This window comes from Paenibacillus sp. FW101-FHT12H11 (genome assembly GCF_058790355.1).
Map to the genome: position 1 here is coordinate 329,431 of NZ_JBYTCO010000007.1, position 23,206 is coordinate 352,636.

Genomic DNA, 23,206 nt, shown 5'->3' on the forward strand with positions numbered 1-23,206 from the left:
TATTCGAATAAAAAGGAGCTAGGGAGCATGAAAGGTATTTACCAAGTAAACAAAGAGAACTGGGGTCAATATTTGGATTTGGAGACGATCCTTCAGGGGGCTGAGGCTGCACTGGCTTCTCCAAGCATACATATCACAGAAGCTAGAGCTCTGCAAAGCCCCGGAAGTGCGCACGATTATTATTCAAATGGAGATTACTGGTGGCCCAATCCAAATACGCCGGATGGGCTGCCTTATGTTCGTCGTGACGGTGAAAGCAATCCGGATAATTTCCATGAACATCGAAATTTGCTTAGACGCATGCGCTCCTTGGTCGCCTGTTTGACTTCCGCTTACCGTATAACGGGGGAGCAGCAATATGCAGCGAAAGCCGTGCAGCTGTTAAACGCATTTTTTATAGACAAGAACACTCGAATGAATCCGCACTTGCTTTATGCACAAGCGATTCCTGGTGTTTGCAACGGACGAGGGATCGGGGTCATCGATACGCTGCATCTGATTGATGTGGCGGCAGCTGTACACGTGCTGAATAGTGATGATATCTCCTTGCCGGATAAACAGGTTTTGCAAGAGGTCACCAACTGGTTCGCGCAATATCTGCAATGGATGAACGAGCACCCACAAGGAGTGGAAGAAAGAAATGAGCCCAACAACCACGGAATTTGCTGGTTTGTACAGGCAGCAGCTTTTGCAAAGTTAACGGGTCATTCTGGTATGCTGGATTATTGCAGGGAAGCATACAAGAGCCGATTGCTCGCGGAGCAGATGGATCTCGATGGCAGTTTTCCAAGAGAATTGTCTCGTACGAAGCCTTATGCGTATTCTCTGTTCACGTTGGATAATTTTGTCACGCTCACGCATATCCTCGCCACACCGGAAGATAACCTATGGGAATTCCGACTTCCTGATGGCCGAGGCGTACAGAAGGGAATCCAATTTCTACTGCCGTATTTGGAAAATAAACGATTGTGGCCTTACGGAGCTGATGTCGAATATGATGAGGATTGGCCGGTCGCTATGTCTTTCTTCTTATTTGCCGGGCTTGCCAATGGTTCTGAAAGGCTGCTTGCTTTATGGAGAACGCTCGAACAAAACCCTCAGCAGGCTGAAGTCAGACGAAATATAGCGATCCGGCAACCGCTGCTTTGGCTTTGAGTTGTTAGATCGGCAAGACGGTTCTACAAATATTCGTTATAATAAATGAAAGCAGTTACATCATGGCGATAAGGGGTTAGGACTAATGAAGTTTAATCGGATCCGGTTCAATAAACGCAGTGTCATCGTTACTTGGCTTACCTCTTATATTTCGGTTCTTCTTGTTCCGATTATCATTAGCGGCATTTTATATGCGGCTTCCTGGCATGTGGTCGAATCGGAGGTGAATCGCGCCAACAATAACGCACTGAAGCAGATGGAATTGGCAATCGACAACAGCCTGGGCGGTATTGAGCGATTGAGTTTGGAAATTTCGCTGAATAAACAGGTGAACGCTTTTATCAATACCTCACAGCCGCTTACGGATAACGATTATTACGATTTAGTCACTATATCCAATGATTTGCGGGTTTATCAAACAGCCAATGAGTTTATTGAACAAATTTATCTGTATTACAAAAATAGCGACACGGTGATATCCACACGCAATCGGACAGATAGCCGCCAGCTGTTTCAAATGTTGGATGGACAAACCCTTAAAGGCAATGAGGCGTGGAAGACATATTTGGATCAACGCTACATTCAGGAGTATACCCCGGTTACGATAACGGAGGATGATAATGCCTATAAAGCGGTTTTGTTTGCCAAATCCGTTACGTTGGCGAATCGGGATCAGCCCGGAGCTGTGCTCCTGTTTGTCATGAAAGATTCCAAGTTGCTGGCCAATATCCCGCCGTCCGAAGCAACATCGGTAGCGGTACTAGATAAAGAGAATCGATTAGTTGCTTCCAGCGGTCTTGAGCAAACCCCTGATTTTCTCACCTACGATAAATTCACAGGGGAAAATGGACTTTTTTACGGGGATGTAGCGGCTAAACAAGTGGCTGTATCGTATACAACCTCGGCCAGGACAGGATGGAAATACATGTCGATGATTCCTGCCGAGCGCTTTGACGATAAGATGAAGTATATGAAAAGCTTGGTCTATGCAAGCATAATTCTTAGTCTTCTTCTGGGAGGGCTGGTTACGTTCTTGTTCCTGCGCAAAAATTACAATCCGATTCATCACCTCATTCGAAGTTTCTCGATGAAAGCAGGGATTTCGTTTGCGGAGGGGACGAATGAATACGGTTTTTTGCAAGATGCGCTCAATAATACGTTTGCGGAAAAAGAGCAGGTGGACCGTCGGTTGCACCAACATCGTGACGCCATTCGTTCCCATTTCTTACAGGGGCTGCTGAAGGGTAACCTGGAACAGGATATCCCCGTGCATGAATCGCTTTCCGCTCATGAAATCCGGCTGGATTCTTCGCATTTCGCGGTGATATTGTTTCACATCGATCATTTCGGCAAATTTCAGGAAGATGTAGCCATGGATCCGCAGAAAATAAAATTGATGCAATTCATTCTAATGAATGTGGTGGAAGAAGTCATCGGCTTACAGAACCGGGGTTTCACGACGGAAATTGAAGATATGCAAGCCTGTATTTTTAATTTTGGCTCCGAAGAACCGGATATGGATGAGCTGAGCCGAGTTGCTGAATCGGTGAAATTATTCCTGCATGATCATTTTCATGTGCATTTGACAGTGTCGATCAGCGCTACTCATGAGGAATTATTTGGTATTGCCGAAGCGTATCAAGAAGCTTTGTCGGCGATGGCTTATCGACTTGTGAAAGGAAGCGGAGCGATCATTCGTTACGACGAATTACCTAGCTCCGAGGCTGTCCGGCAGGCAGGAACTTATTATTATCCGCTGCACGTGGAGCAGCAATTGATTAATTTTATCAAGACTGGCGATTATGAAAAGTCGAGCTCGATCATTGAGCAAATTATTGAAACAAATGTGTCCAATTCCGTTTTATCGGTGCCGCTGGGCAAATGTCTGATGTTCGATCTGGCGAGCACGATGCTGAAAACAATGAATGAAATCGGTTCCCAAGGGAATAAAAAGTCCTTCATGGAACAATTCAATCCTGTGGAACGATTATCGGAATGTGAAACCATCAAAGAAATGAAAAGAGAAATTCTTTCGATTCTCGAACAGGTCTGTGAGTCCATTCAAGCCGATCGTAAGCAGGAGCATAGTCCGCTTGGCGATCTGGTTAGCGCTTATGTGAAGGCTAACTACGCCGAAGAAAATTTGAACATTTCAATGATTGGAGAGAAATTTGGCATCACGCCTTCTTATCTATCCAAACAATTTAAAGCTCAAACCGGTGATGCTCTTCTTGATTTCATAAGCCGTACACGTTTGGAAGAGGCCAAAAAGCTGCTAACCGAACAGCCGTTATCGATTATGGAAATTGCGCGAAAGGTCGGATATAACGATATCAATACGTTTAACCGGACGTTTAAGAAATTCGAGGGCATCACACCAGGGAAATACAAAGAACTGAAACCATTGTGATCTGTTTTATGGAAGTCGTACAAGCTTGCTTGGGCGGCTTTTCATTTTTTGAATAGCTATTTTGGATTCTGATGATTGCCTTTTACGGATTTTAAAGGGGGATTTGCAGTTTTGACGATATTCAAAAAGGTGGTCTACCCTCCATACTTAAGCCATGGTGCTGCAAGACGAGTTGCACGATATGATACGAGGGGGATTACCTATGAGGAAACATTCCAAAAGAAAATCAATTAGCATCGCGCTAAGCGTTGTAGTAGCTTCGAGCATGTTCGTTGCCTGTTCTAAAGTGAATACGGGGGCGCCAAGTGAAACAGGAACGGCGAAAACGACGGCAACACCTTCAGCCGCAGCAGGCCAATATCCGATCAGCACACAAGATACTTTAACTTCTTGGGAACAGATCGACACGAATCTGGCGTCATTCGTCCCTAACTTGGCTGAATCGCCATTCGGTAAGCGCTTAGAGAGCGAAACTGGTGTTAAGGTGAAGTATACGCACCCTGCAGACGGCCAATCGAAGGACCAATTCAATCTGTTGATCGCTTCGAATAATTTACCTGATGTCATTGAATACAATTGGGGCGGCGGTGGAGCTGCTGCATATCCAGGCGGGCCTGAGAAAGCGATCACGGACAAGGTTATTTTACCACTGAACGACTTGATCGATAAAAATGCTCCGAATTTAAAGAAATTGCTTCAGCAGGATAAAGAGCTGGATAAAATGATCAAGACGGACAACGGTACCTATTACGCATTCCCTATGATTCGGCCAGACAACGGATTGGTATTCAGGGGACCGATGATCCGCAAAGACTGGTTGGATGAGTTGAACCTACAAGTGCCTACGACAATTGACGAGTGGTATACGGTGCTCAAGGCGTTCAAGGAGAAAAAAGGGGCAACAGCACCATTTTCAGCGCAGTACAGCAATGAATTAAATATTCAAGACGCTTTTATCGGTGCTTACAAAACAGCAAACCGCTTCTATATCGACGATCAGGGCAAAGTGAAATACGGTCCTATAGATCCTCAATTCAAGGATGCGCTGGCTTTGCTGCACAAATGGTATGCCGAAGGATTGCTGGATAAGGATTTTGCGCTTAACACGGACTCCAAGTCGCTGGATACCAAATTGATGAGTGATGCGTCTGGTGCAACGGTCGGCTTATTGAGCGGAGGTATGGGCAGATGGATGGATACCGGTAAGAAGAAAAATCCGAAATTCCAACTCGTTGCTGCTCCATACCCTACGTTGAATAAAGGCGAGCGCGCATTCATCGGTCAACGTGACTTCAAATACAACCCGGCTGCAAGTAAGGCGGTTTCTGGGGATTCCAAACACGCGGAACTGGCCGTCAAATGGATGGATTACGCCTATAGCCCAAAAGGCAGCATGCTATTTAACTTCGGTGTTGAAGGCGAAAGCTACACGATGGATAACGGCGTCCCTAAGTTTTCTGAAAAAATTACGAAAGATCCGAAATATAATTTGCAACAAATGGTTTCCCAATACACGAAACCGAACGGTCCATTCCTGGGCGATAGCCGGAAAAGTTTCAATACGTTCAAAGAACAAGATGAAGCGATCAAGATTTGGGAACAAACGGACGCTGTCAAGCACGTGATGCCGCTCTTTTTAACACCGACAGCCGAGGAAAGTAAAGAACTCGCCAAATTAAACACCGCGATTACGAGTTACAAAGAAGAGATGTTCGTCAAATTTGTAATGGGCAAAGAGCCGATCGACAAATTTGATGATTATGTGAAGCGGATCAAAGAGATGGGAATCGACAAGGTCACCCAAATCTATCAAGGCGCTCTGGATCGATACAATAAGAGATAAATAGTCCACGGCAATACTGGCGGAGGAAGGGACGATGCGTTCCGGCCTTCCGCCTAACAGCGCCAAGGATGGAGAGGGTGATGCTATGAACACCATGATTTCCAAAACCAAGCCGATGACAACCCTTGAGGAAAAAAGGAAATTGAACTTCGGCATTTTACTGGATATTCGTAAAAACAAACTGCTCTATGTGATGCTGCTTCCTGTTCTGATTTACTATGTTGTGTTCCACTACGCGCCCATGTATGGGGCCATGATCGCATTCAAGGATTTCTCCCCGCGACTTGGCATTTGGGGCAGCGATTGGGTCGGATTCGAGCATTTCCGCGAATTTTTTACGGGTCCTTATTTCTGGAGAACGATCAAGAATACGGTTCTTATCAGTTTCTATCAGTTGCTATTCGGATTCCCGGCTCCGATTGTCTTAGCACTTTTGCTGAATGAATTAAAGCATGCTTTGTTTAAAAGAACGGTGCAAACGATAACGTACATGCCTCATTTTATTTCATTGATTGTCATTTGCGGGATTCTCAAGGATTTCACTTCCAGTGAAGGGGTTATCAACGATATTGTCGCTTTTTTCGGCGGAGAGCGCGTTACCTTTTTGCTCGAACCCAGCTTATTCCGCACGGTGTATGTATCGTCAGGCATCTGGCAAAATATCGGTTGGGGGACGATCATTTTCTTAGCTGCTTTAACCGGGATCGACCAAGAGCAATACGAAGCAGCCAAAATCGACGGCGCAGGACGATGGAAGCAAATGACACATGTCACCCTTCCGGGACTTATGCCAACGATCATTATTCTGCTAATCCTCGATATCGGCCGTATGATGAATGTCGGGTTTGAGAAAATCATTTTGCTGTATAACCCGGGTACGTATGAAACAGCTGACGTGATTTCCTCCTATGTCTATCGTGTTGGTCTGCAAGATTTCAATTACAGCTTCAGTTCAGCGGTGGGCTTGTTTAACTCGGTCATCAATTTTGTCCTGCTCATTTCATCCAACTGGTTAAGCCGTAAATTTAACGATACGAGCTTGTGGTAAAAAGGAGAGAGAGATCATCATGCTGAACAAAGCGAGCTTCTCTGAGAAATGCTTCGATTATATGAATACGGTATTGCTTTTCTTGTTGATGGTCCTTACCGTATATCCGCTGCTTTATGTGGCGTTTGCTTCCGTCAGTGACGCCGGAAGCCTGATGGGGCACAAAGGCATTTTATGGCGTCCCATTGGTTTCTCGCTTGATGCCTATACGAATGTCTTCCGCAATCCGATGATCTTAAAAGGTTATGGAAACACCTTGTTTGTCGTACTGATGGGCTTAGCGCTTAATATTACTCTGACCTCATTCGGAGCTTACGCTCTTTCGCGCAAAAGCTTGCAATACCGCAAGCCGCTTATGTTATTCATCATCTTTACCATGTTCTTTAGCGGAGGGTTGATCCCGCTCTACTTGACGGTCAAGGGAGTTGGGCTTGTTGATTCCCTGTGGGCGCTTATCATTCCGCAGGCTATTAATACGTTCAACTTGATTCTGATGAAGACCGCATTTGAAGCCATTCCCGATGCACTGGAGGAGTCGGCCAAAATGGACGGAGCGAACGATTTCGTCATTTTATTCCGAATCGTACTGCCGCTTTCGATGCCCGTAATCGCCGTGATGCTGCTGTATTACGGTGTGAGCCATTGGAATTCCTGGTTCAATGCAATGATTTTTTTGCAGGAGCGTTCGCTCTATCCGCTGCAATTAGTGCTAAGGGAGATCCTGCTGCAAGGGGAAGCCAATGCGAATACAGGGGCTTCAGACGGGGATGCGGCTATGCTTGCCGCTACGTTGAAGTATGCGACGATTATCGTTGCTACGGTTCCGATTTTGTTCGTTTATCCATTTTTGCAGAAATATTTCGTCAAAGGTGCGCTTATTGGTGCCATCAAGGGATAAAGGAGGAGACTAGGCGTGAAAGAAAGCAACAGTTCGGCGATTCATATGGAGGTAGATTGGGAACGTTTCATGTCAGCCAACGATATGGAATGGGTAGTAAAGCCGGTTAGCTGGGATGAAGGGGCCTTCCTTGGCAACGGCTTACTGGGTACGATGATTTATGGCGAAGAGCATGCAAGCAAACGGCATGTTCTCCGCATGGTTACCGGCCGCACGGATGTGACGGCAAATCGGGTGGACAAACCCGGATTTCCGCCTCGTGTTCCGCTCGGCGAGCTGGATCTGGAATTGTCAGGAAGAATCTATCATCCGACACATATGCGGGTTAGCTTGTGGAATGCTGAATTGCAGGCGACACTGACAACAACGAGCGGAGAAGTCAAGCTTCGCTCGCTTGTACATAGTCTCTATCCGGTAATAGCTGTAGAGATTGAGACATCTCCCGGCGAAAGCGCTGCCCGATGTGCCTGGTATGCCTATCCGGAAGTTGACCCTGTACTCAAAAATGCAGACGGTGTGAATTTTAATCAATATATTCCTGCGACTGAAGTGGGTCACATGGAAGTAGCGGACGGCATACATGTCTGTACCCAGCGCTATTCGGGTGAGGATGGCTGCGTGACCGCTTGGAAGGATGTGCAGATTTCTCCGAATCGCCGCATCTGCTGGCTTTCCATTGCCAATGGGCACAATGAATCGGCGATTACTGAAGCTGTAGAGGCTGTAGCGCAGGCATCGGCTGCCGATTTTGAAGAATGGGTGCAGGCCCACCGTGATTGGTGGCATCAGTATTATCGCCAAAGCTTTGTCTCATTGCCGGATGGCCGTCTTGAAAGCTTTTATTGGATTCAAATGTACAAATTGGCATCGGCAACCAGACCGGACAAGCCATTAATCGATAATCAAGGACCATGGCTCACATCCACACCATGGCCAGGTGTTTGGTTCAATATGAACGTGCAGATGAGTTACTCGCCGGTATATACAGCTAATCGTTTGCCAATGGGAGAGTCACTGATTCGTACCTTAACTGACAACTGGGATAATTTGATTCTGAATGTACCGGAAGATTGCCGGCATGATTCGGCTGGATTAGGGCGCAGCTGCAGCTTTGATTTGAAGGCCCAAGTCGAGGATGAGGTCGGAAATTTGACTTGGATTTGTCATAGTATTTGGCGGCATTACCGATATTCCATGGATGAAAGGATACTGGGGGAAGTTTTATTCCCGATTTTAAAACGCAGTGTAAACTATTATCGGCATTTGTTAGAGGAGGGGACAGACGGATTCCTTCATTTGCCTCCGACGATTTCACCGGAATACGGATCATTTATGCGCACCACCGTACGGGATTGCCATTATGATCTATCCTTGCTCCGCTGGGGATGCGAGACATTGCTGCATATTAGTCAAAAGCTGGCTATAAAGGATTCGTTAATTCCGGTTTGGGAGGACATCCTGGCGAAGCTGGTTCCGCTACCCGTCGATGAGACAGGGTATATGGTTGGGCAAGATATGCCGCTTGCTTACGGGCATCGTCATTTCAGCCACTTGCTGGCGATTTTTCCGCTGCACCTGACTGGAGGAGAGACACAAGAAGAGCACGAGCTAATCGCAACTTCTTTGCGCCATTGGCTGGGCAAAGAAGGCGATCTGCGGGGATTCAGCATGACGGGGGCAGCTTCCATTGCTGCTGTTCTTGGTTGGGGGGATGAGGCATTGCGATTGCTGCAATCGCTTTTGCTGATCATCAAGCCGAATACGATGTACAAGGAAGCGGGACCGGTGATCGAAACACCGCTGGCCGGTGCCGAGTCGATACAAGATATGCTGCTTCAGAGCTGGGGCGGCAAGCTGCGTGTGCTTCCGGCGGTGCCGGAAGCTTGGAGGGAGCTGGCGTTCCATGATTTGCGAGCGGAAGGAGCTTTCCTGGTCAGCGCCGTGCGCAAAGAGGCCGTCACCCAGTGGATCCGAGTAAAAAGTTTGGCAGGAGAGCCATGCTTGGTTAAGACGGGGTGGAAGGGGTTTGTGCGCTGGAACATTATCGCTAATGATAAAACGGTTCGAGTGTCTGGTGAATCGTTCATCGACGATGAAATATCGCTGGATTTGCATGCAGGTGAAGAGGTTATTCTTTTCGTTGGCGAAGCAGTACCCGATCTGCGTGTGCAGTCTGTCCAAGGAAATGACAAGGTATCATGTTATTTTGGGGGACATAAGCCGTGGAGGCTTTACGGATTTCACTCTGGCCGATTGTGACCGAGCGTTACCATCCGTTAACCGTAGCGGAGGTAAGGCCCTTTAGCTGCAATTTCTGCGCTGAAAGCAGTGAATAAGGTCATTTCAATCCGTTAGCACAAAAAATCCCGGCGAGATCTTCCTCGCCGGGATTTTTTTTCTTTTTGTTTGCTACATTCTAGAAGCGATCAAAACTAGTGAATTCTCCCACTGGTTTGCGATAGCCACGCGGTCTGCGTTTCTCTAAATCTTCTTTGCCTATCGTGAGGAGCAGGGCGGGAACATAATTGTCTGGAATATGCAGGATTTGACGCATGATTTCCGCGTCAAATCCGATCATCGGGCAAGTATCCCAGCCCTTTTCCTTGGCAGCGAGCATGAACAGTTGAGCCGAGAGGCTGGCATTTCGGATCGCTTCGTCGCGCTTAAAGCCGTCGCCTCGATTTTCATAAAAATTCGTAACATCTTCCACCGTCATATCATATTCCTGTTTGCTGATCACTCCGAGTTGCAGTAATCCCTCATTTAATCTAGCGGCATCTTTATAAGCATCTAGGTTTCCTAATACGAGAATAACAGCCGAAGCCGTTTGAACTTTATATTGTTTATAAGCCGCTTGATAAACTTCCTCTTTTATAGCAGGGTCTTTAACGATGATGTAGTGGGCATGTTGCAGGTTAAAAGCAGATGGAGCAAATTTTACCGTGTTCAGGATATCAGTCAAATCTTCATTAGGAATTTCAATATTCGGGATGAATTTATTGGCAGACCTACGCTCTTTAACAATTGTTGAAAAATCACTCATGGATGGATGCCTCCTATAGGATGTACAAGACTTATAGTATAAACGAATCATATGCCTATATTTGGATGAATGTCAATGAATACATTGAATTAATTAATTATGTTAATTTTTATATTATTAGTATTTATATTGTATGATTTCTCAATATTCTCATTATTTATTTTGAATTTAGCAGTTGCTGAAATCTCATAGGTTCCAGTTTTTTCGATTTTGAATGTATAAATTTCTTTTATTTTACCCTGACCAAGTAACACTTGGGATTTAGCTATTAAAGGCATCACAAAAGTATTTACTTGTTTACCGCTTTTATCTTTAACAATAAAATAAAACACCCCTGATGCATGATCAATAGTAAATGAATGGTCGGATGAATTATTCAATAAGGCTTCCACGTTAATCATTTCATTTGAATGTATTATGTCTGGAGCAGTTAAAGTGGCTGAAAATATATCTTCATTAGGAAAAGTTAAACTAGTTTTGAGTTCAAGTGATTCTACCGAATCACTTGATTCAGTGACAACTGGATAAGTTTCAGTTAAGTTACTAGTTTTCATATTACTGCAAGCTCCTAGAATAATAATTAATGCAAACAATATGATAAGTTTCTTCATTGCAGATCTACCTCCGCAACCAAAGACGAAACATAGATGAAGAATGTTTCAATTATGGAAAAATTTAATTACACTACGCGCTTATGCATCGTCCCCCTATACAAAACAAATATCGCCGCAGCGATCAGAATCATCCCCATAAAAGCAGGTGCAGCATGGCCTAGCGAGACGTAGATTTGTCCTCCGATAACAGGTCCAATCATTCGCGCTAATGCTTGAATAGACTGGCTGCCACCTTGAATCCTGCCTTGTTCACTTGCATCGACAGATTTGGACAGCATCCCATTGAAGGAGGGTCCATAAATCGAATCTCCGAAACCGAATATAAACATTCCAGCAATAAAAAGAGGGTAGAAAGTAAACAAAGCCGATAACGCAATAAGGATGTAACCTATGATTTCCGAAACCATCCCAAGAATGACGATCTGTGCATCTCTTAATTTTGTCAGAAGCTTCGGCATAATCAATGCTTGTGAAAGAATATCTTGGAATCCGATAATTGAGAACATAAGACCGATTAGTGCAGGCTTCCAACTGAAAGTATCCATGGTAAATTGAGAGAAAACAGCCTGCAAAGATCCATTGGGAATCCACAGTAAGAACGCGGAGATAAGCAATCTTTTTAAGCTTTTCATGGAAAGCAGGTTTGTGAGTTGCGCAAATGGATTTAACCTTACAAAGGTAATCTCTTTCAGCCTATTTTTCTTGTCAAGGCTCTCAGGCATATATAGCAATCCAAAACCAACATTCAATAAGGTAATAATAGCTCCAAAATACATGGGGGCAGCATAACCAAATTTGGCAAGTAAACCACCTAAAGTTGGGCCTATGACCGTGCCTACACCAACAACGGCGCTCACCCATCCGAAGTATTTGGTTCTTTGTTGCGGCGGAATGATGTCTGCAAAATAGGCGAAAATCGTGCTTATACTTCCGCCAGTAATACCTTCAATGATACGTCCGGCAAATAGTATCCATAGGGCACCTCCTAAGCCAAAGACGAAGTACCCGATTGCGGAACCCGTGAGGCATATTAAGAGCAAGGGGCGACGGCCATATCTGTCGCTCAGCGCTCCAAGTGCCGGGGCCGCAAAAAATACGCAGACTGCGTAAACAGAGGTCAGCAGGGTAACGGCTATGGCTTGTTCACCCGGACTGCTTGTATAAGGCTGGACAAGGAATGGGACGACAGGTGCTATGATACTGAAGCCTATTCCGCAAAGAAACACAGACATTAACCCGAAGAGTAATGCCTTTTTATCTACGGTTTGCTCTATGTTCTGTTTATTTTGTGATGGAATTGAAGACACGTAAAGTCTCCTTTCAACATATGCTTATTTTGCTTCCAAGGAAACAAAATTATCATGGTTTTGCTTCCTTGTCAACAAAAATAAGGGCAATAAAAAAGCAACCAACTCATCAGAGAGTCCGGCTGCTTGTGCGTTTTTATGAGTAAACTTTTATTCAGACTTAAGATCCACACCCATTTTCTTAATCTCAGCATCCAAATGGCTGCTATACTTTTCTACGAATTTAAGCATACTATCAAATTGTATCTCGGTTACCTGCTCAAATACGGCTTTATCCCGTTCTCTAAATTCTTTGTGGAGCTCCTCGTGGACTTTATCAATTTCTTTGCCTTGCTCAGTAAGCCTAAAATAAATTTCTTTCTTATTTTCCTGCTTCTGATAGCTTTCGATAAGGCCTTTTTGTATGAGTTTTTTCGTTAGTTTACTTATGGCACCGCTTGTCATATAAAAGGATTCCGCAAGTTTGGTCACGTTGGAATCTTCATTTCTGCCAATATATTCGATGCAATGAACCTCAGTTGACGTATACCCCTTAAGACTAACTTCCATCTTAGATTTATTAAGCCAGACCATCTTATTGAATAAGTCCCTGAACCTCATGATGACTTGATCTTCTTTATTCATGGCTTGTCCTCCCAGCCGTTGGAGCATGAACTTTATTTGAAATTAATTATCTACTGAATTTTCATTATAAGCAATATATGAAAAGGTTAACAACCCATCATAGATTGCTATAAGCCTAATCTTTTTGTATGAGGCAACTTTCTTTACCCCTACCTATTTTTTCACCCATATGAAAAAACGTTTCTCTAGACCCACACAAACTTCGGTTGATATGATGAATAAGCTGAGCGAAAAGCCGAGGGGAGTACAGGGCTATGGAACAAGAGACGAGATATGAAAATTTAAAAATGGGCGAGCGGGGAGCTGTCATCAGCATTGTTGCCTACATATGTCTTTCCGCCTTGAAGTTAATCATAGGACATTTTTCAGGTTCTGAAGCTTTAAAAGCTGATGGTTTAAACAATGCGACAGACATTGTGGCATCCATAGCGGTATTGATTGGATTGAAATTGGCTCAAAAACCGGCGGATGAAAATCATCCGTATGGACACTGGAAATCAGAAACGATTGCCTCATTAGTCGCGTCATTCATCATGATGGCAGTAGGACTGGATGTATTTATCACCGCTGTCAAATCGATTTTTCAAGCGAAAGAGCAAGCTCCGGACCTCATATCCGTGTGGACGGGGATTTTCTGTGCGGTTGTTATGTATGTTGTCTATCGTTATAATAAAAATCTTGCCCAAAAAATTAAAAGTCAAGCCGTCATGGCCGCAGCGAAAGATAATTTATCCGATGCCTTTGTAAGTATCGGGACCGTTATCGGCATCATTGGTTCCCAATTCGGTTTGCCTTGGCTTGACTCTTTGACCGCGGTACTGGTTGGATTTATTATATGTAAAACAGCATGGGACATATTCCGTGAAGCTTCTCATCATTTATCAGACGGTTTCGATGAAGCGGCAATTCAAGCTTTTAAAGATACCGTATTGCAAGTGGAAGGGGTTGAAAGTGTGAAGGACCTCCGAGCTAGAAATTACGGAAGCAATGCGGTTGTTGATGTTGTTCTTTCGGTCAAAGCGGATTTGGAGTTTCAAAAAGCTCATGATATTGCAACAAAAGTGGAAAATGAATTAAAGAAGACGTCAGAAGTATTTGAAGTTCATGTCCATTACGAACCTGCTAAATGAGCTACCACCATATGAATTAGGCAAAAAGATACCACACGCGAACCGCCGCTTTGATCGTTAATTGTCCAGGTTCAATAGGGGTGTCAACCGAGCTTGCAGCAAATTTGGCAGTAGCCATGTAAGGCATTGGCCCTGCCGGCCGCGGAGATTCCTGCACTTGGGAAGGGATTGCGCCAAGCGTCACACCTAGTGTATTTGCGATGGTATAAGTTTTTTGACGTGCATGTTGAATAGCTACCGACAAGGCTTGATTCTCATAAAATTCTGGATGTGCTATAGTAAACTGAATGCTCGTGACTTGATTCGCGCCACTCGCAACGGCTGTATCAACAAGTTTTCCTGTCTGACCTACATGATCCGTGGTGATTTGCAGCAGATGGGTGACCTTATAACCTCGAAAGATTTGTTTCCCATCTACATAATCATTAACGACTTCTATACGATAGTCTTGCGTTTGTATCTTTTCTCGGGGGATGTTTAGACTCATGATAGATTGAATGATGTTGGATATGGCTTTGGCGTTATCAGCCTGAATGGCCTGCAAGTTAGGACCCTCCGTCACAACGCCAAGATCAACCACAGCCCGGTCAGGTGTTGCGGTCACAGAACCCTCACCTAGGACTTCGATGGTAGATGAATGGATTGAATTTGAAGGAGATGCTGACTTGTTAATTGGATACCCGTACATGGACATACTCCTCTCTAGTGGCAGTCATTACTCAATGTATGAGGATATCCTTTGAAACATAACGGGATGCTGACGGGGAGCTTCGTAGAGAAATGTTATTAAAATTTGGATTGACAATGACAACGTGTGTTATCATGATATCTAGCTATCTAGAAGTTATATGCTAAACGATTACTTGGAGGGAGAATTTCATTAATAACGTCGTCCTGAATGATGCAATGACCATGTTGAAGGAAACAAGCCGCACTTTTTATATACCTATAAATAGTTTGGATTTAGGCTTGAAAGAGGCTGTCACATCAGCCTATCTATGTATGCGGGCTATAGACGAAATTGAGGATCATGATGATCTAGATGACAAATTGAAAATTGAGTTGCTAGTTGGAGTACATAAAGCATTCCAATCTCCTAACCCGATGGCGGAGATACAAACTTTACTAGCACCGCATAAGGCGGTATTGCCTGCCGTTACGATGCAGCTTGATGAGTGGGCACAGCTATGTCCAACTTCTGGCGCTCCCATTGTATTTCATTACATCGCCAAGATGTCTTTAGATATGGCCGATTGGGTTCAAAGCGGATGGAACATCCATACGGAAGAAGATTTGGACCGTTATACGTACAGCGTTGCTGGCATGGTCGGCGAAATGCTATCCGAACTATGGCAGTGGCATGACGGGACAACTTCCGATCGAACGAAGGCGATCGGCTTCGGAAGAGGGCTGCAAGCGGTAAATATTCTCCGAAATCGAGGAGAAGATCTGAAGCGTGGCGTGGACTTTTTTCCAGACGGTTGGGGAATGAAGGAAATGCAACAGTACACGCGCCGCAATTTACAACTTGCCGACTCTTATATCGCAGATCTTAAGGAAGGTCCGGCATTGAAATTTTGCAAAATCCCCTTGGCGCTTGCTCATGCTACGGTTAACCTTATCGCGGTTGGCGGTAATAAACTGACAAGAGATTCTGTTCTAAAAATTGTGAGTCGTGTGTCAGGATAAACGAATCATACATAGATAGAAAAAAAGACTACATTCACCAGGAGGAGGAAAGGTGAGTGGAGTCTTTTTTGTGTTTGCTGCTAAGTTGCAATATTAACGTTGGAAACCTTGCAGTTGTTGTTCAGCCATTTGTACCAATCTTTTTGTAATGCTGCCACCAATAGAGCCTGCGTCGCGAGTCGCGAGATTCCCATTGTAACCATCTGGTGATAGAGGAATTCCTAATTGTTGAGCTACTTCATACTTCATTTGATTTAAAGCTGCTTTCGCTTGAGGAACCACTAATGTACTATTGTTTGCCATGGAAAAAATCACTCCTTTTTTTGGTGTACTCCTATCATGCGGAGGAAGAGGAACTATTATGCATGCTTTTTTTGCAAAAAAGATTGGTAAATTTACCCTGGAATTAATTTTCTGGATGTAAAATATTTTTCTTGATATAAATAAAAATCGTATGCTACACTATTTCCATAATATCTCAATTTAATTCCATTATTTGTTAGGTGGTGAACATTTGCATGTCAAGCCAACTGCGCATTGGAGTCGTCGGTGTCTACCTTGAAACGAACACTTTCGCTCCTGTACAGACACATTGGAATGATTTTCAACATTGTTTCACGCTTGAGAGGGATGCCTTCAACGACTTATTTGAGCATACCCGAACGACAATGGGAGGCGTTATCACTGCTTCGGCAGAAGAGAAAGTTACACTTGTACCGGGGCTGTATACGTCAGCGACGCCAAGTGGCATCGTGTCGGGAGAAGCAGCCGGGCTGATTCTGGAACAGTTAAAACGCTCAATTACATCTGATCTTGATGGCATGGTTGTTATCCTTCACGGGGCTATGGTTTCTGAACAATGTTTTGACATGGAGACGGCTGTATTGGAAGCTATTCGAGACGTTGTAGGTGAGCAAATTCCTATAGCTGCTACGGTAGACCTTCATGCCAATCTGGGCGAGAAGATGCCTCATTTATGCAGCTTGCTAGTCGGTTACGATACTTACCCGCATATTGACGCCTATGAGCGTGGAGAAGAAGCGCTGGCTTGTTGAAGCGTCGGATCATGTAGGCGGGGGAGCTCCAGCCGATGGGACGCATTTGTTGCCTGAACTATTAAAGCTTCCACTTCGGAGTTTGATCGTTATTCATGATCGGGAAGCTGTATCCATTGCATGTGAGCAAGTCATCGAAGTAGATACCCCAGGATGCTGTCCCCCCCTCACTTCATCGTCTAACCTACCATCATGTTCCACGATCCGTTTTTCCATTTCATTTCCTTGAAAAGGAGCACGCCCAATGAACAGATACATACAATCCGTAGAGAGATTGCAAGAAGCAAAAGCTTATGTGGCGGGCGGTGTGGCAAGCAGTCTTCGAGCCTCTATGAAACCGACGCCGTTGTATGTGCAAAAGGCTTATGGCGCCAGAATTCTGGATGTGGACCATCATGAATATATCGACTATATGTTGGCGTATGGGCCTTTGATTCTCGGTCATGCTCATCCTGCATTTAACGAACAACTGTACGAGGCTCTGCAAAAAGGAAGTACATATGGTTTGCAGCATGAGGGTGAAATTCGATTGGGCCAGCGCTTAACTGAAATATTGCCCTGTGCGGAACAAGTGGCGTTCAGCGGATCGGGGACTGAAGCGGTGATGTTGGCTCTCCGGCTCGCACGCGCTTATACGGGGAAGACCAAAACGGTCCGCTTTTATGGCCATTATCATGGGTGGTCGGATGCGATCTTCACGTCTTTCCCGAGCCCGGATTTCTCATCACCCGGATATACAGAGGCAGCTGGATCAGAAATAGTCCAGGGAACTGCAGGTCAAAGCCAAAACAGCCTGAAAGATCTCATTTTGCTGCCATGGAACGATCTTGAAGCTTTGGAGGAAACGTTAACGAAAAATCAGCATGAGATTTCGGCTGTTATAACAGAGCCAGTTATGTGTAATTCCGGATGTATCGCACCTAAACCGGGGTATATGGAGAAAATGAGGGAACTAACAGCAAAGTTCGGCATCGTATTAATTTGGGATGAGGTCATCACCGGATTTCGACTGGGTTTAGGCGGTGCTCATGAGCGATTCGGCATTCTTCCAGATCTTGTGACGATCGGCAAAGCGATGGCTGGGGGGATTCCCTTAAGCGCGGTAGCTGGTAAAAGAGAAATTATGCGTCTCATTGAAGAAGGGACGGTTATGCATCTCGGGACATTAAACGGAAATGGCTTAGCTACAGCCGCGGGATTAGCTGTGATCGAAGAGTTGTCCAAATCGGATGGGCAAGCCTTCAAGATCATGGAACATACAGCGACGTTATTGACGGAGGGAATTCGTTCGATTCTTAGAACAAACGGACTCCAAGCGGTTGTGAATCAACAGGGGCCTGTCTTTCATCTCATGTTTATTGATCGAGATGAGGTGTCAGATTTCGATACGTTCAACCTTCGAGATTCCCAGCTGTATACTCGTTTTGCTGAAGAAATGCTCAATGAGGGCATCCTCGTCCGTCCGAATGGACTGTGGTATGTGTCTACCGCCCATGGGGAGAAGGAAGTCCTAGAAACACTGGCTGCTGTAGAAAAGGTTGCACAACGAATCGCTGCTCATTGTAGCTAAGTAGAGTTGGCACAGAAGGAGGCGGGTAGCGAGTGTTGTATGTGAGCCAAACTTTAACGGAACCCCATTTATTTACCTCAGGAATTGAAGGGCCGGCTTGTGATAAACAAGGGAATGTGTATGCCGTGAACTATGCTCGAAGACATACGATCGGCAAAGTAACGCCTGAAGGGGTTGGCCGTTTATTTCTTGAGCTTCCTGCAGGTGCTACGGGAAATGCGATTCGCTTTCATCAGGGAGATATGTTCATCGCCGATTACACCGGACACCGAATTCTACGCGTTGACATGCAAACGCTTCAAATTCAGATCTTTGCCGAGCAGCCTGCCATGAACCAGCCTAATGACCTTGCTGTCTCAAAGAATGGCGTGTGGTTTGCAAGTGACCCGAATTGGAAGCAATCCAATGGGATGCTTTGGCGTATTGACCAGAACGGCAAATCTAACCTGTTGGAAGCTGGAATGGGAACTACCAATGGTATTGAGGTCAGTTATGACGAACGGAGTTTGTATGTGAACGAGACGGTTCAGCGGCGGATTTGGCAGTACGATCTTACGAATGGGTACGATGTCAGTAACAAACGATTATTTTACGAGTTTGCCGACTTTGGACTGGATGGCATGCGCTGCGATATCGAAGGGAATCTGTACGTTACGCGTTATGGAAAGGGCGCCATTGCCGTTCTTTCCCCGCAAGGGGAGCTGGTAAGAGAAATTGTGTTAAACAGCAAATTATGCACCAATGTAACATTTGGCGGAGCAGATGGACGTACCTGTTATGTCACCATGGCGGATACGGGAACGATTGAGAGCTTTCGAACAGAAACACCAGGAAGATGCTGGGCTCTATGGAACGACAACAATAGAAGGAGTGGTGCAAATTGAAACAACCCGTTGCTACGGATGGAGCAAGCGGCAAGCCTTTTTCTTCCGCGATCCAAGCGGGAGGATTCGTGTTCGTATCCGGCCAAGGCGGACTGGACCCTGCAACCGGACAAGTCGTAAGCACAGACTTGAAGGCTCAAACCTTGCAGACACTGGAAAACATTCGACATATTTTGCGAGAAGCGGAGGCTTCATTAGAGGATGTTGTGAAAGTGAACGTTTATTTAAAAGAACGATCGCATTATGAAGCATTTAACGAGGTGTACGGAAGCTATTTTGCTTATCCCTATCCTGCTCGGACGACCATCTATTGTGATTTGAATTTTGATATTTTGGTCGAAATCGATGTTATTGCACTTTCTCCTAGTAGGGGGGAACAGGGATGAGCATAGCGGATAAATCGAGCCAAACCGTCAAATCGGCTGACCGTGTACTGGATATATTTGAATTGTTCGGCGAAGTGGAAACACGTGAATTAAGCTTAATGGACATCACGCGACGGTTGGAACTTCCAGCAAGCAGTGTATTTAAAATTTTGCAGAATCTGGTTCAGCGCGGTTATTTGGAGAAGGATGAGAACGGCAAGATGTTCCATCTTGGTTATAAAATTTTTCAAATCGGTGCCAAATATGCGCAGCAGACAAACTTAACGACGGAGTTTCAATATATAGCTTCGCAAATCGTTTCGGAAGTAAATGAAGCCGTTTATTTAGCGATTCGGAGCGAGAGGAATATCTTGTATATTGCTGAAAAACAGAGCACGCACCATGTGCGCTTTGTCTCGCATTTGGGGATGAAGCTGCCGCTTCACACGACAGCGATGGGAAAATTATTTCTAAGTGCCATGCATGATGACGATATCCTTCAGCTGTATAGCGAGCAAGAATTGGGCCTACTGACCGATCGGACGATCTCTGATCTTGACAAATTATTCGAGCAGCTCCGGGAAATTCGCCGGGATGGCGTAGCTTTCAGCGAAGGGGAAGCCGTACACGGCATCCGTTGTGCTGCCGCTCCCATCTTCAATGCGAATCAAGAAATGATAGCCGCTATGAGCATTTCCATTCCGACAACACGGTGGAAAGAAGAAACATGGAGTCAGATGACAGAGTTAGTCGTGCAAGGTGCGAAGAAATTGACTTCGATTCACTATTATCAGGCTACTTAACCATCGGTAAACTGTTTCCTCAACTCCAACGGCGTAAACCCGTTCATTTCCTTAAATACTTTGTCAAAGTAATTCACATTACAGAAACCGGTGCGCTCTGCAATTTGGGTAATGGTGAGGTCTTTTTCGATCAATAAGCGTTTGGCCATCTCTACCCGATAGCGGTTGATGTAGTTCATCGGGGAAAGTCCCGTGACTTTTTTAAATAAACGGGTAAAGTGAAAAGGGCTCAAATTGACCAGTCCGCCGAGGGTGTCGGTATAAATCTTTTGAGCATAACTGGTTTCTATGAAATCAATCGCTGGCTTGAGCCGTTTGTATTGATCAAAACTTTTGTTCAAGTCTTTGGATAGAGAAAGCTCTTGCTGAAAGCTGCGAAGCATTGGAATCATCATGCGATACAGGGAAGATTTAATGATGAGCTCACAGCCAATTTCTTGAGCCGCGTACTCTTTATAGGCAAGTTCAAAGTGGGTTGTCAGTTCGTTCCATAACGGATGTGAGGGGAGGATGGGCTCCAGGATGGGAGCAGTCTGGATGAAGCGGGCGTATAGATGCTGTAATTCGGAATGCTCAAAAGATCCGGATAACAAGGACATATCGAAGATCATCCCATGGATGGTACTGCTCTTGCCGTTCAGCGACTGCATCGAATGAATCTTGCAGCTATTAATAAATAATATAGCCGGTGCATGTACGACAAAGGAACGATTATCGATATGAATTTGCGCTTCACCTTCCATGAGCTGGATAAACTCTAGGTGTTCGTGCCAATGAGGTCTGACCAAGTGAAAACAGCTAATGACTTCGGTCATTCGTAAAGGAAAGCGCCTGCCTTCGAAGGGTTCAATTTTCTTCAAAGCATCCAATGCTGCTCACCAGCCTTATCTATTAGATGATTCTGAGTATACCATAGTCTAATCCGTACCGAAACGAAGAAAAGAGCAAAATCTTGTAATGAAAGCGCAATTTCTTCTATAGAACCTGATATCCGAAATAAGCCATAATGAAGTCAATAAAAGGGTTCATAGAGGAGAGAGCAATTTTGACGGGCGAGATGACGCTGCATATTCAGAAGCATTTACCAGATTTGTGGAAAGAGGGAGCACTGTTTGCTTTCTCCGGATATGACGGACAAACGGATTCGAATTCTCAATTCGTAGCAACGGTAGGGGCTGAGGAGATCAGCCTGTTATTTCATACACCGAAGCGCAGAAGGTTGGAATTTCTTGTTCCTCATTCAGGCGAGGTCCAAATCGCCACAGGAGATGTCCTGTTAACGGAGATGGACGAAGGCCCGCTGCTAGCGGTTTATCAGAGTTGGCATACATTGATCGGGTTGGCTCCACCGACCATTGATATCCGTTTAAGCTTTGAAGAAGATGAAGGGGGCAAAGCTTGGACAAAAGATGCCCTTGTCATAACGGAGTCGGCAAACGGAAGGGATGTCATCGTACTATTAAGAGACGAGGAGCGATGGACGTTAGCTTACGGAAGCGATCTCGATGAAGCTGTCAGCCGGGTGATGAAGGGACTGACGTCCGATGCCTGGCAAGAAACGGAAGCCAGGCTGCAATTTTATCAGTATGTCCCCAACCTCGATGACCCGCCCATGGAACGACTGCTTAACAAGTGTTTCAGCGTAATGAAAGTCAATACCCTTGCTCCTGAAGGCGTCATTCGCCAGCACTGGTCCACGCCTGATCGTGTTCCACACCAAGCGATGTGGCTGTGGGATTCTGTATTTCATTCGTTTACGATGAATAAGTTGAACCCTGAGTTATCCTGGGAATTCCTGAAATCTGTCTTGGATACTCAGCGTGAAGATGGCATGATTCCTCATACCTGCAAAGTTGACGGAACATGTTCTAGCATGACGCAGCCTCCCTTACTGGCATGGGGCATCTGGGAGAATTACCTGCATACGAAGCAAAACAATCACTTACGCTATGCGCTCCCAATATTGGAACGATATTTAAATTGGGATCTCACGAACCGCGACCGCAATGGAAATGGACTGCTGGAATGGATGATCGAAGGCAATCCGCTTTGCCGGTCGGGAGAATCCGGCATGGATAATTCACCACGTTTCGATCGTGCGGCGATTTTGGATGCCGTTGATTTCTCTGTTTTCGCCGCTCAGGATGCTCATTACCTCGGATTAATCGCGGAAGTGCTCGGAGAGACGGCAATAGCTCAACGTTGGCAGCGCAAAGCGGCTGATCTGAACGATCAGATTCAGCATATGCTCTGGGATGAGAGCGAAGGCTTTTATTATGATCGGGACATGGACGGAAACTTCTCTCGGGTGAAGGCAGTAAGTGGATTTTTGCCTCTGCTGCTGGATCATTTGCCTCAAGAACGAGCAGATCGTCTAATCGCCATGCTGAATGATCCCAATCATTTCCAAACAGCATTCCCTATCCCAACAACAGCCGCCTCTGAACAAACCTACAGCACAGACATGTGGAGAGGTCCTGTATGGATGAATATGAACTATCTCGTCTATACCGGCCTTAAGAAGCAGGGGAGACATACGGAAGCAAATCGGCTAGCTCAGCAAAGTATCCAAATGGTGCAAAAATACTATGAACAATACGGTGTAATTTTTGAGTATTTTGATTCTGCGGACCTCGTGCCGCCTCCCGAATGCGACCGGAAAGGTCCACCGACAGGTACGTATAATATTCGCCAGAAGATGGACGTTGTTAGAGATTTTCATTGGTCAGCTGCATTGACAGCTTGTCTATTAATGGAACAGGCATAGG

General features: G+C 45.2%; 21 protein-coding genes. 14 read left to right on the plus strand and 7 right to left on the minus strand.

Features of this window, described 5'->3' with window-relative positions; genetic code table 11:
* Positions 1–27 precede the first annotated feature (27 nt).
* From AC3WTJ_RS24005 to AC3WTJ_RS24030, 6 genes are all read left to right on the plus strand, one after another.
* Positions 28–1,155, plus strand: coding sequence for an alginate lyase family protein (locus tag AC3WTJ_RS24005; protein ID WP_492523954.1), 1,128 nt, complete (start codon positions 28–30; stop codon positions 1,153–1,155).
* A gap of 85 nt (positions 1,156–1,240) precedes the next feature.
* The gene (locus AC3WTJ_RS24010; protein WP_492523955.1) at positions 1,241–3,565 is read left to right on the plus strand and encodes a helix-turn-helix domain-containing protein; all 2,325 of its coding nucleotides are present in this window, start codon (positions 1,241–1,243) and stop codon (positions 3,563–3,565) included.
* A gap of 202 nt (positions 3,566–3,767) precedes the next feature.
* Complete coding sequence (locus AC3WTJ_RS24015; RefSeq protein WP_492523956.1) at positions 3,768–5,408, plus strand: extracellular solute-binding protein; 1,641 nt, start codon at positions 3,768–3,770, stop codon at positions 5,406–5,408.
* A 115-nt stretch (positions 5,409–5,523) separates the two neighbouring features.
* Complete coding sequence (locus AC3WTJ_RS24020) at positions 5,524–6,456, plus strand: ABC transporter permease (protein WP_246239323.1); 933 nt, start codon at positions 5,524–5,526, stop codon at positions 6,454–6,456.
* Positions 6,457–6,475: 19 nt separating this feature from the next.
* Positions 6,476–7,354: a carbohydrate ABC transporter permease gene (locus tag AC3WTJ_RS24025; RefSeq protein ID WP_492523957.1), complete on the plus strand. Its 879-nt coding sequence runs from the start codon at positions 6,476–6,478 to the stop codon at positions 7,352–7,354.
* A gap of 15 nt (positions 7,355–7,369) precedes the next feature.
* The gene (locus AC3WTJ_RS24030) at positions 7,370–9,613 is read left to right on the plus strand and encodes a glycosyl hydrolase family 95 catalytic domain-containing protein (protein ID WP_492523958.1); all 2,244 of its coding nucleotides are present in this window, start codon (positions 7,370–7,372) and stop codon (positions 9,611–9,613) included.
* A gap of 157 nt (positions 9,614–9,770) precedes the next feature.
* Here AC3WTJ_RS24030 and AC3WTJ_RS24035 read toward each other — a convergent pair whose 3' ends face one another.
* From AC3WTJ_RS24035 to AC3WTJ_RS24050, 4 genes are all read right to left on the minus strand, one after another.
* A complete protein-coding gene (locus AC3WTJ_RS24035) occupies positions 9,771–10,397 on the minus strand; it encodes a nitroreductase family protein (protein ID WP_492523959.1) in 627 nt (208 codons plus the stop codon).
* 89 nt (positions 10,398–10,486) lie between these two features.
* Positions 10,487–11,008: a hypothetical protein gene (locus AC3WTJ_RS24040; protein WP_492523960.1), complete on the minus strand. Its 522-nt coding sequence runs from the start codon at positions 11,006–11,008 to the stop codon at positions 10,487–10,489.
* Positions 11,009–11,076: 68 nt separating this feature from the next.
* Positions 11,077–12,318: an MFS transporter gene (locus AC3WTJ_RS24045; protein WP_492523961.1), complete on the minus strand. Its 1,242-nt coding sequence runs from the start codon at positions 12,316–12,318 to the stop codon at positions 11,077–11,079.
* 150 nt (positions 12,319–12,468) lie between these two features.
* Entirely contained in the window at positions 12,469–12,942 is a 474-nt protein-coding gene (locus tag AC3WTJ_RS24050; protein WP_492523962.1) for a MarR family transcriptional regulator, read from the minus strand.
* 254 nt (positions 12,943–13,196) lie between these two features.
* Here AC3WTJ_RS24050 and AC3WTJ_RS24055 point away from each other — a divergent pair, with 254 nt between their 5' ends.
* The gene (locus tag AC3WTJ_RS24055) at positions 13,197–14,072 is read left to right on the plus strand and encodes a cation diffusion facilitator family transporter (RefSeq protein WP_492523963.1); all 876 of its coding nucleotides are present in this window, start codon (positions 13,197–13,199) and stop codon (positions 14,070–14,072) included.
* 16 nt (positions 14,073–14,088) lie between these two features.
* On the opposite strand, the gene AC3WTJ_RS24060 is transcribed toward AC3WTJ_RS24055, so the two are convergent.
* Positions 14,089–14,760: an SIMPL domain-containing protein gene (locus AC3WTJ_RS24060; RefSeq protein WP_492523964.1), complete on the minus strand. Its 672-nt coding sequence runs from the start codon at positions 14,758–14,760 to the stop codon at positions 14,089–14,091.
* Between the two features lie 218 nt (positions 14,761–14,978).
* Between AC3WTJ_RS24060 and AC3WTJ_RS24065 the strand changes: the two genes are divergently transcribed.
* Positions 14,979–15,761, plus strand: a complete 783-nt coding sequence (locus tag AC3WTJ_RS24065) for a squalene/phytoene synthase family protein (protein ID WP_492523965.1) — start codon at positions 14,979–14,981, stop codon at positions 15,759–15,761.
* Between the two features lie 93 nt (positions 15,762–15,854).
* On the opposite strand, the gene AC3WTJ_RS24070 is transcribed toward AC3WTJ_RS24065, so the two are convergent.
* Positions 15,855–16,064: an alpha/beta-type small acid-soluble spore protein gene (locus AC3WTJ_RS24070; protein WP_127450781.1), complete on the minus strand. Its 210-nt coding sequence runs from the start codon at positions 16,062–16,064 to the stop codon at positions 15,855–15,857.
* A 215-nt stretch (positions 16,065–16,279) separates the two neighbouring features.
* Between AC3WTJ_RS24070 and AC3WTJ_RS24075 the strand changes: the two genes are divergently transcribed.
* The 5 genes from AC3WTJ_RS24075 (at position 16,280) to AC3WTJ_RS24095 (ending at position 20,438) form a co-directional block, all read left to right on the plus strand.
* Positions 16,280–16,816, plus strand: coding sequence for a M81 family metallopeptidase (locus AC3WTJ_RS24075; RefSeq protein WP_492523966.1), 537 nt, complete (start codon positions 16,280–16,282; stop codon positions 16,814–16,816).
* 244 nt (positions 16,817–17,060) lie between these two features.
* The gene (locus AC3WTJ_RS24080) at positions 17,061–18,386 is read left to right on the plus strand and encodes an aspartate aminotransferase family protein (protein ID WP_492523967.1); all 1,326 of its coding nucleotides are present in this window, start codon (positions 17,061–17,063) and stop codon (positions 18,384–18,386) included.
* A 32-nt stretch (positions 18,387–18,418) separates the two neighbouring features.
* Positions 18,419–19,270 (plus strand): SMP-30/gluconolactonase/LRE family protein, encoded by an 852-nt coding sequence (locus tag AC3WTJ_RS24085; protein WP_492523968.1) that lies wholly within the window; start codon positions 18,419–18,421, stop codon positions 19,268–19,270.
* Positions 19,267–19,656, plus strand: coding sequence for a RidA family protein (locus AC3WTJ_RS24090; RefSeq protein ID WP_492523969.1), 390 nt, complete (start codon positions 19,267–19,269; stop codon positions 19,654–19,656). The genes AC3WTJ_RS24085 and AC3WTJ_RS24090 overlap by 4 nt, the downstream gene beginning before the upstream one ends.
* Positions 19,653–20,438: an IclR family transcriptional regulator gene (locus AC3WTJ_RS24095; RefSeq protein ID WP_492523970.1), complete on the plus strand. Its 786-nt coding sequence runs from the start codon at positions 19,653–19,655 to the stop codon at positions 20,436–20,438. The genes AC3WTJ_RS24090 and AC3WTJ_RS24095 overlap by 4 nt, the downstream gene beginning before the upstream one ends.
* Here the strand turns inward: AC3WTJ_RS24095 and AC3WTJ_RS24100 are convergent.
* Positions 20,435–21,253 carry a helix-turn-helix domain-containing protein gene (locus tag AC3WTJ_RS24100; RefSeq protein ID WP_492523971.1) on the minus strand — a complete coding sequence of 273 codons (819 nt, stop codon included), beginning with the start codon at positions 21,251–21,253 and terminating at the stop codon, positions 20,435–20,437. The two genes, AC3WTJ_RS24095 and AC3WTJ_RS24100, sit on opposite strands and share 4 nt — an antisense overlap.
* Before the next feature lie 230 nt (positions 21,254–21,483).
* Between AC3WTJ_RS24100 and AC3WTJ_RS24105 the strand changes: the two genes are divergently transcribed.
* Positions 21,484–23,205, plus strand: a complete 1,722-nt coding sequence (locus AC3WTJ_RS24105; protein WP_492523972.1) for an amylo-alpha-1,6-glucosidase — start codon at positions 21,484–21,486, stop codon at positions 23,203–23,205.
* Position 23,206: the final 1 nt, after the last annotated feature.

Coding starts and splice junctions, on each gene's coding strand:
- AC3WTJ_RS24040 (WP_492523960.1), bottom strand. CDS start 11,008: ATGAAGAAACTTATCATATTGTTTGCATTAATTATTATTCTAGGAGCT.
- AC3WTJ_RS24070 (WP_127450781.1), bottom strand. CDS start 16,064: ATGGCAAACAATAGTACATTAGTGGTTCCTCAAGCGAAAGCAGCTTTA.
- AC3WTJ_RS24005 (WP_492523954.1), top strand. CDS start 28: ATGAAAGGTATTTACCAAGTAAACAAAGAGAACTGGGGTCAATATTTG.
- AC3WTJ_RS24080 (WP_492523967.1), top strand. CDS start 17,061: ATGAACAGATACATACAATCCGTAGAGAGATTGCAAGAAGCAAAAGCT.
- AC3WTJ_RS24095 (WP_492523970.1), top strand. CDS start 19,653: ATGAGCATAGCGGATAAATCGAGCCAAACCGTCAAATCGGCTGACCGT.
- AC3WTJ_RS24075 (WP_492523966.1), top strand. CDS start 16,280: ATGTCAAGCCAACTGCGCATTGGAGTCGTCGGTGTCTACCTTGAAACG.
- AC3WTJ_RS24065 (WP_492523965.1), top strand. CDS start 14,979: ATGACCATGTTGAAGGAAACAAGCCGCACTTTTTATATACCTATAAAT.
- AC3WTJ_RS24100 (WP_492523971.1), bottom strand. CDS start 21,253: ATGACCGAAGTCATTAGCTGTTTTCACTTGGTCAGACCTCATTGGCAC.
- AC3WTJ_RS24020 (WP_246239323.1), top strand. CDS start 5,524: ATGACAACCCTTGAGGAAAAAAGGAAATTGAACTTCGGCATTTTACTG.
- AC3WTJ_RS24010 (WP_492523955.1), top strand. CDS start 1,241: ATGAAGTTTAATCGGATCCGGTTCAATAAACGCAGTGTCATCGTTACT.
- AC3WTJ_RS24050 (WP_492523962.1), bottom strand. CDS start 12,942: ATGAATAAAGAAGATCAAGTCATCATGAGGTTCAGGGACTTATTCAAT.
- AC3WTJ_RS24015 (WP_492523956.1), top strand. CDS start 3,768: ATGAGGAAACATTCCAAAAGAAAATCAATTAGCATCGCGCTAAGCGTT.
- AC3WTJ_RS24060 (WP_492523964.1), bottom strand. CDS start 14,760: ATGTACGGGTATCCAATTAACAAGTCAGCATCTCCTTCAAATTCAATC.
- AC3WTJ_RS24035 (WP_492523959.1), bottom strand. CDS start 10,397: ATGAGTGATTTTTCAACAATTGTTAAAGAGCGTAGGTCTGCCAATAAA.
- AC3WTJ_RS24025 (WP_492523957.1), top strand. CDS start 6,476: ATGCTGAACAAAGCGAGCTTCTCTGAGAAATGCTTCGATTATATGAAT.
- AC3WTJ_RS24055 (WP_492523963.1), top strand. CDS start 13,197: ATGGAACAAGAGACGAGATATGAAAATTTAAAAATGGGCGAGCGGGGA.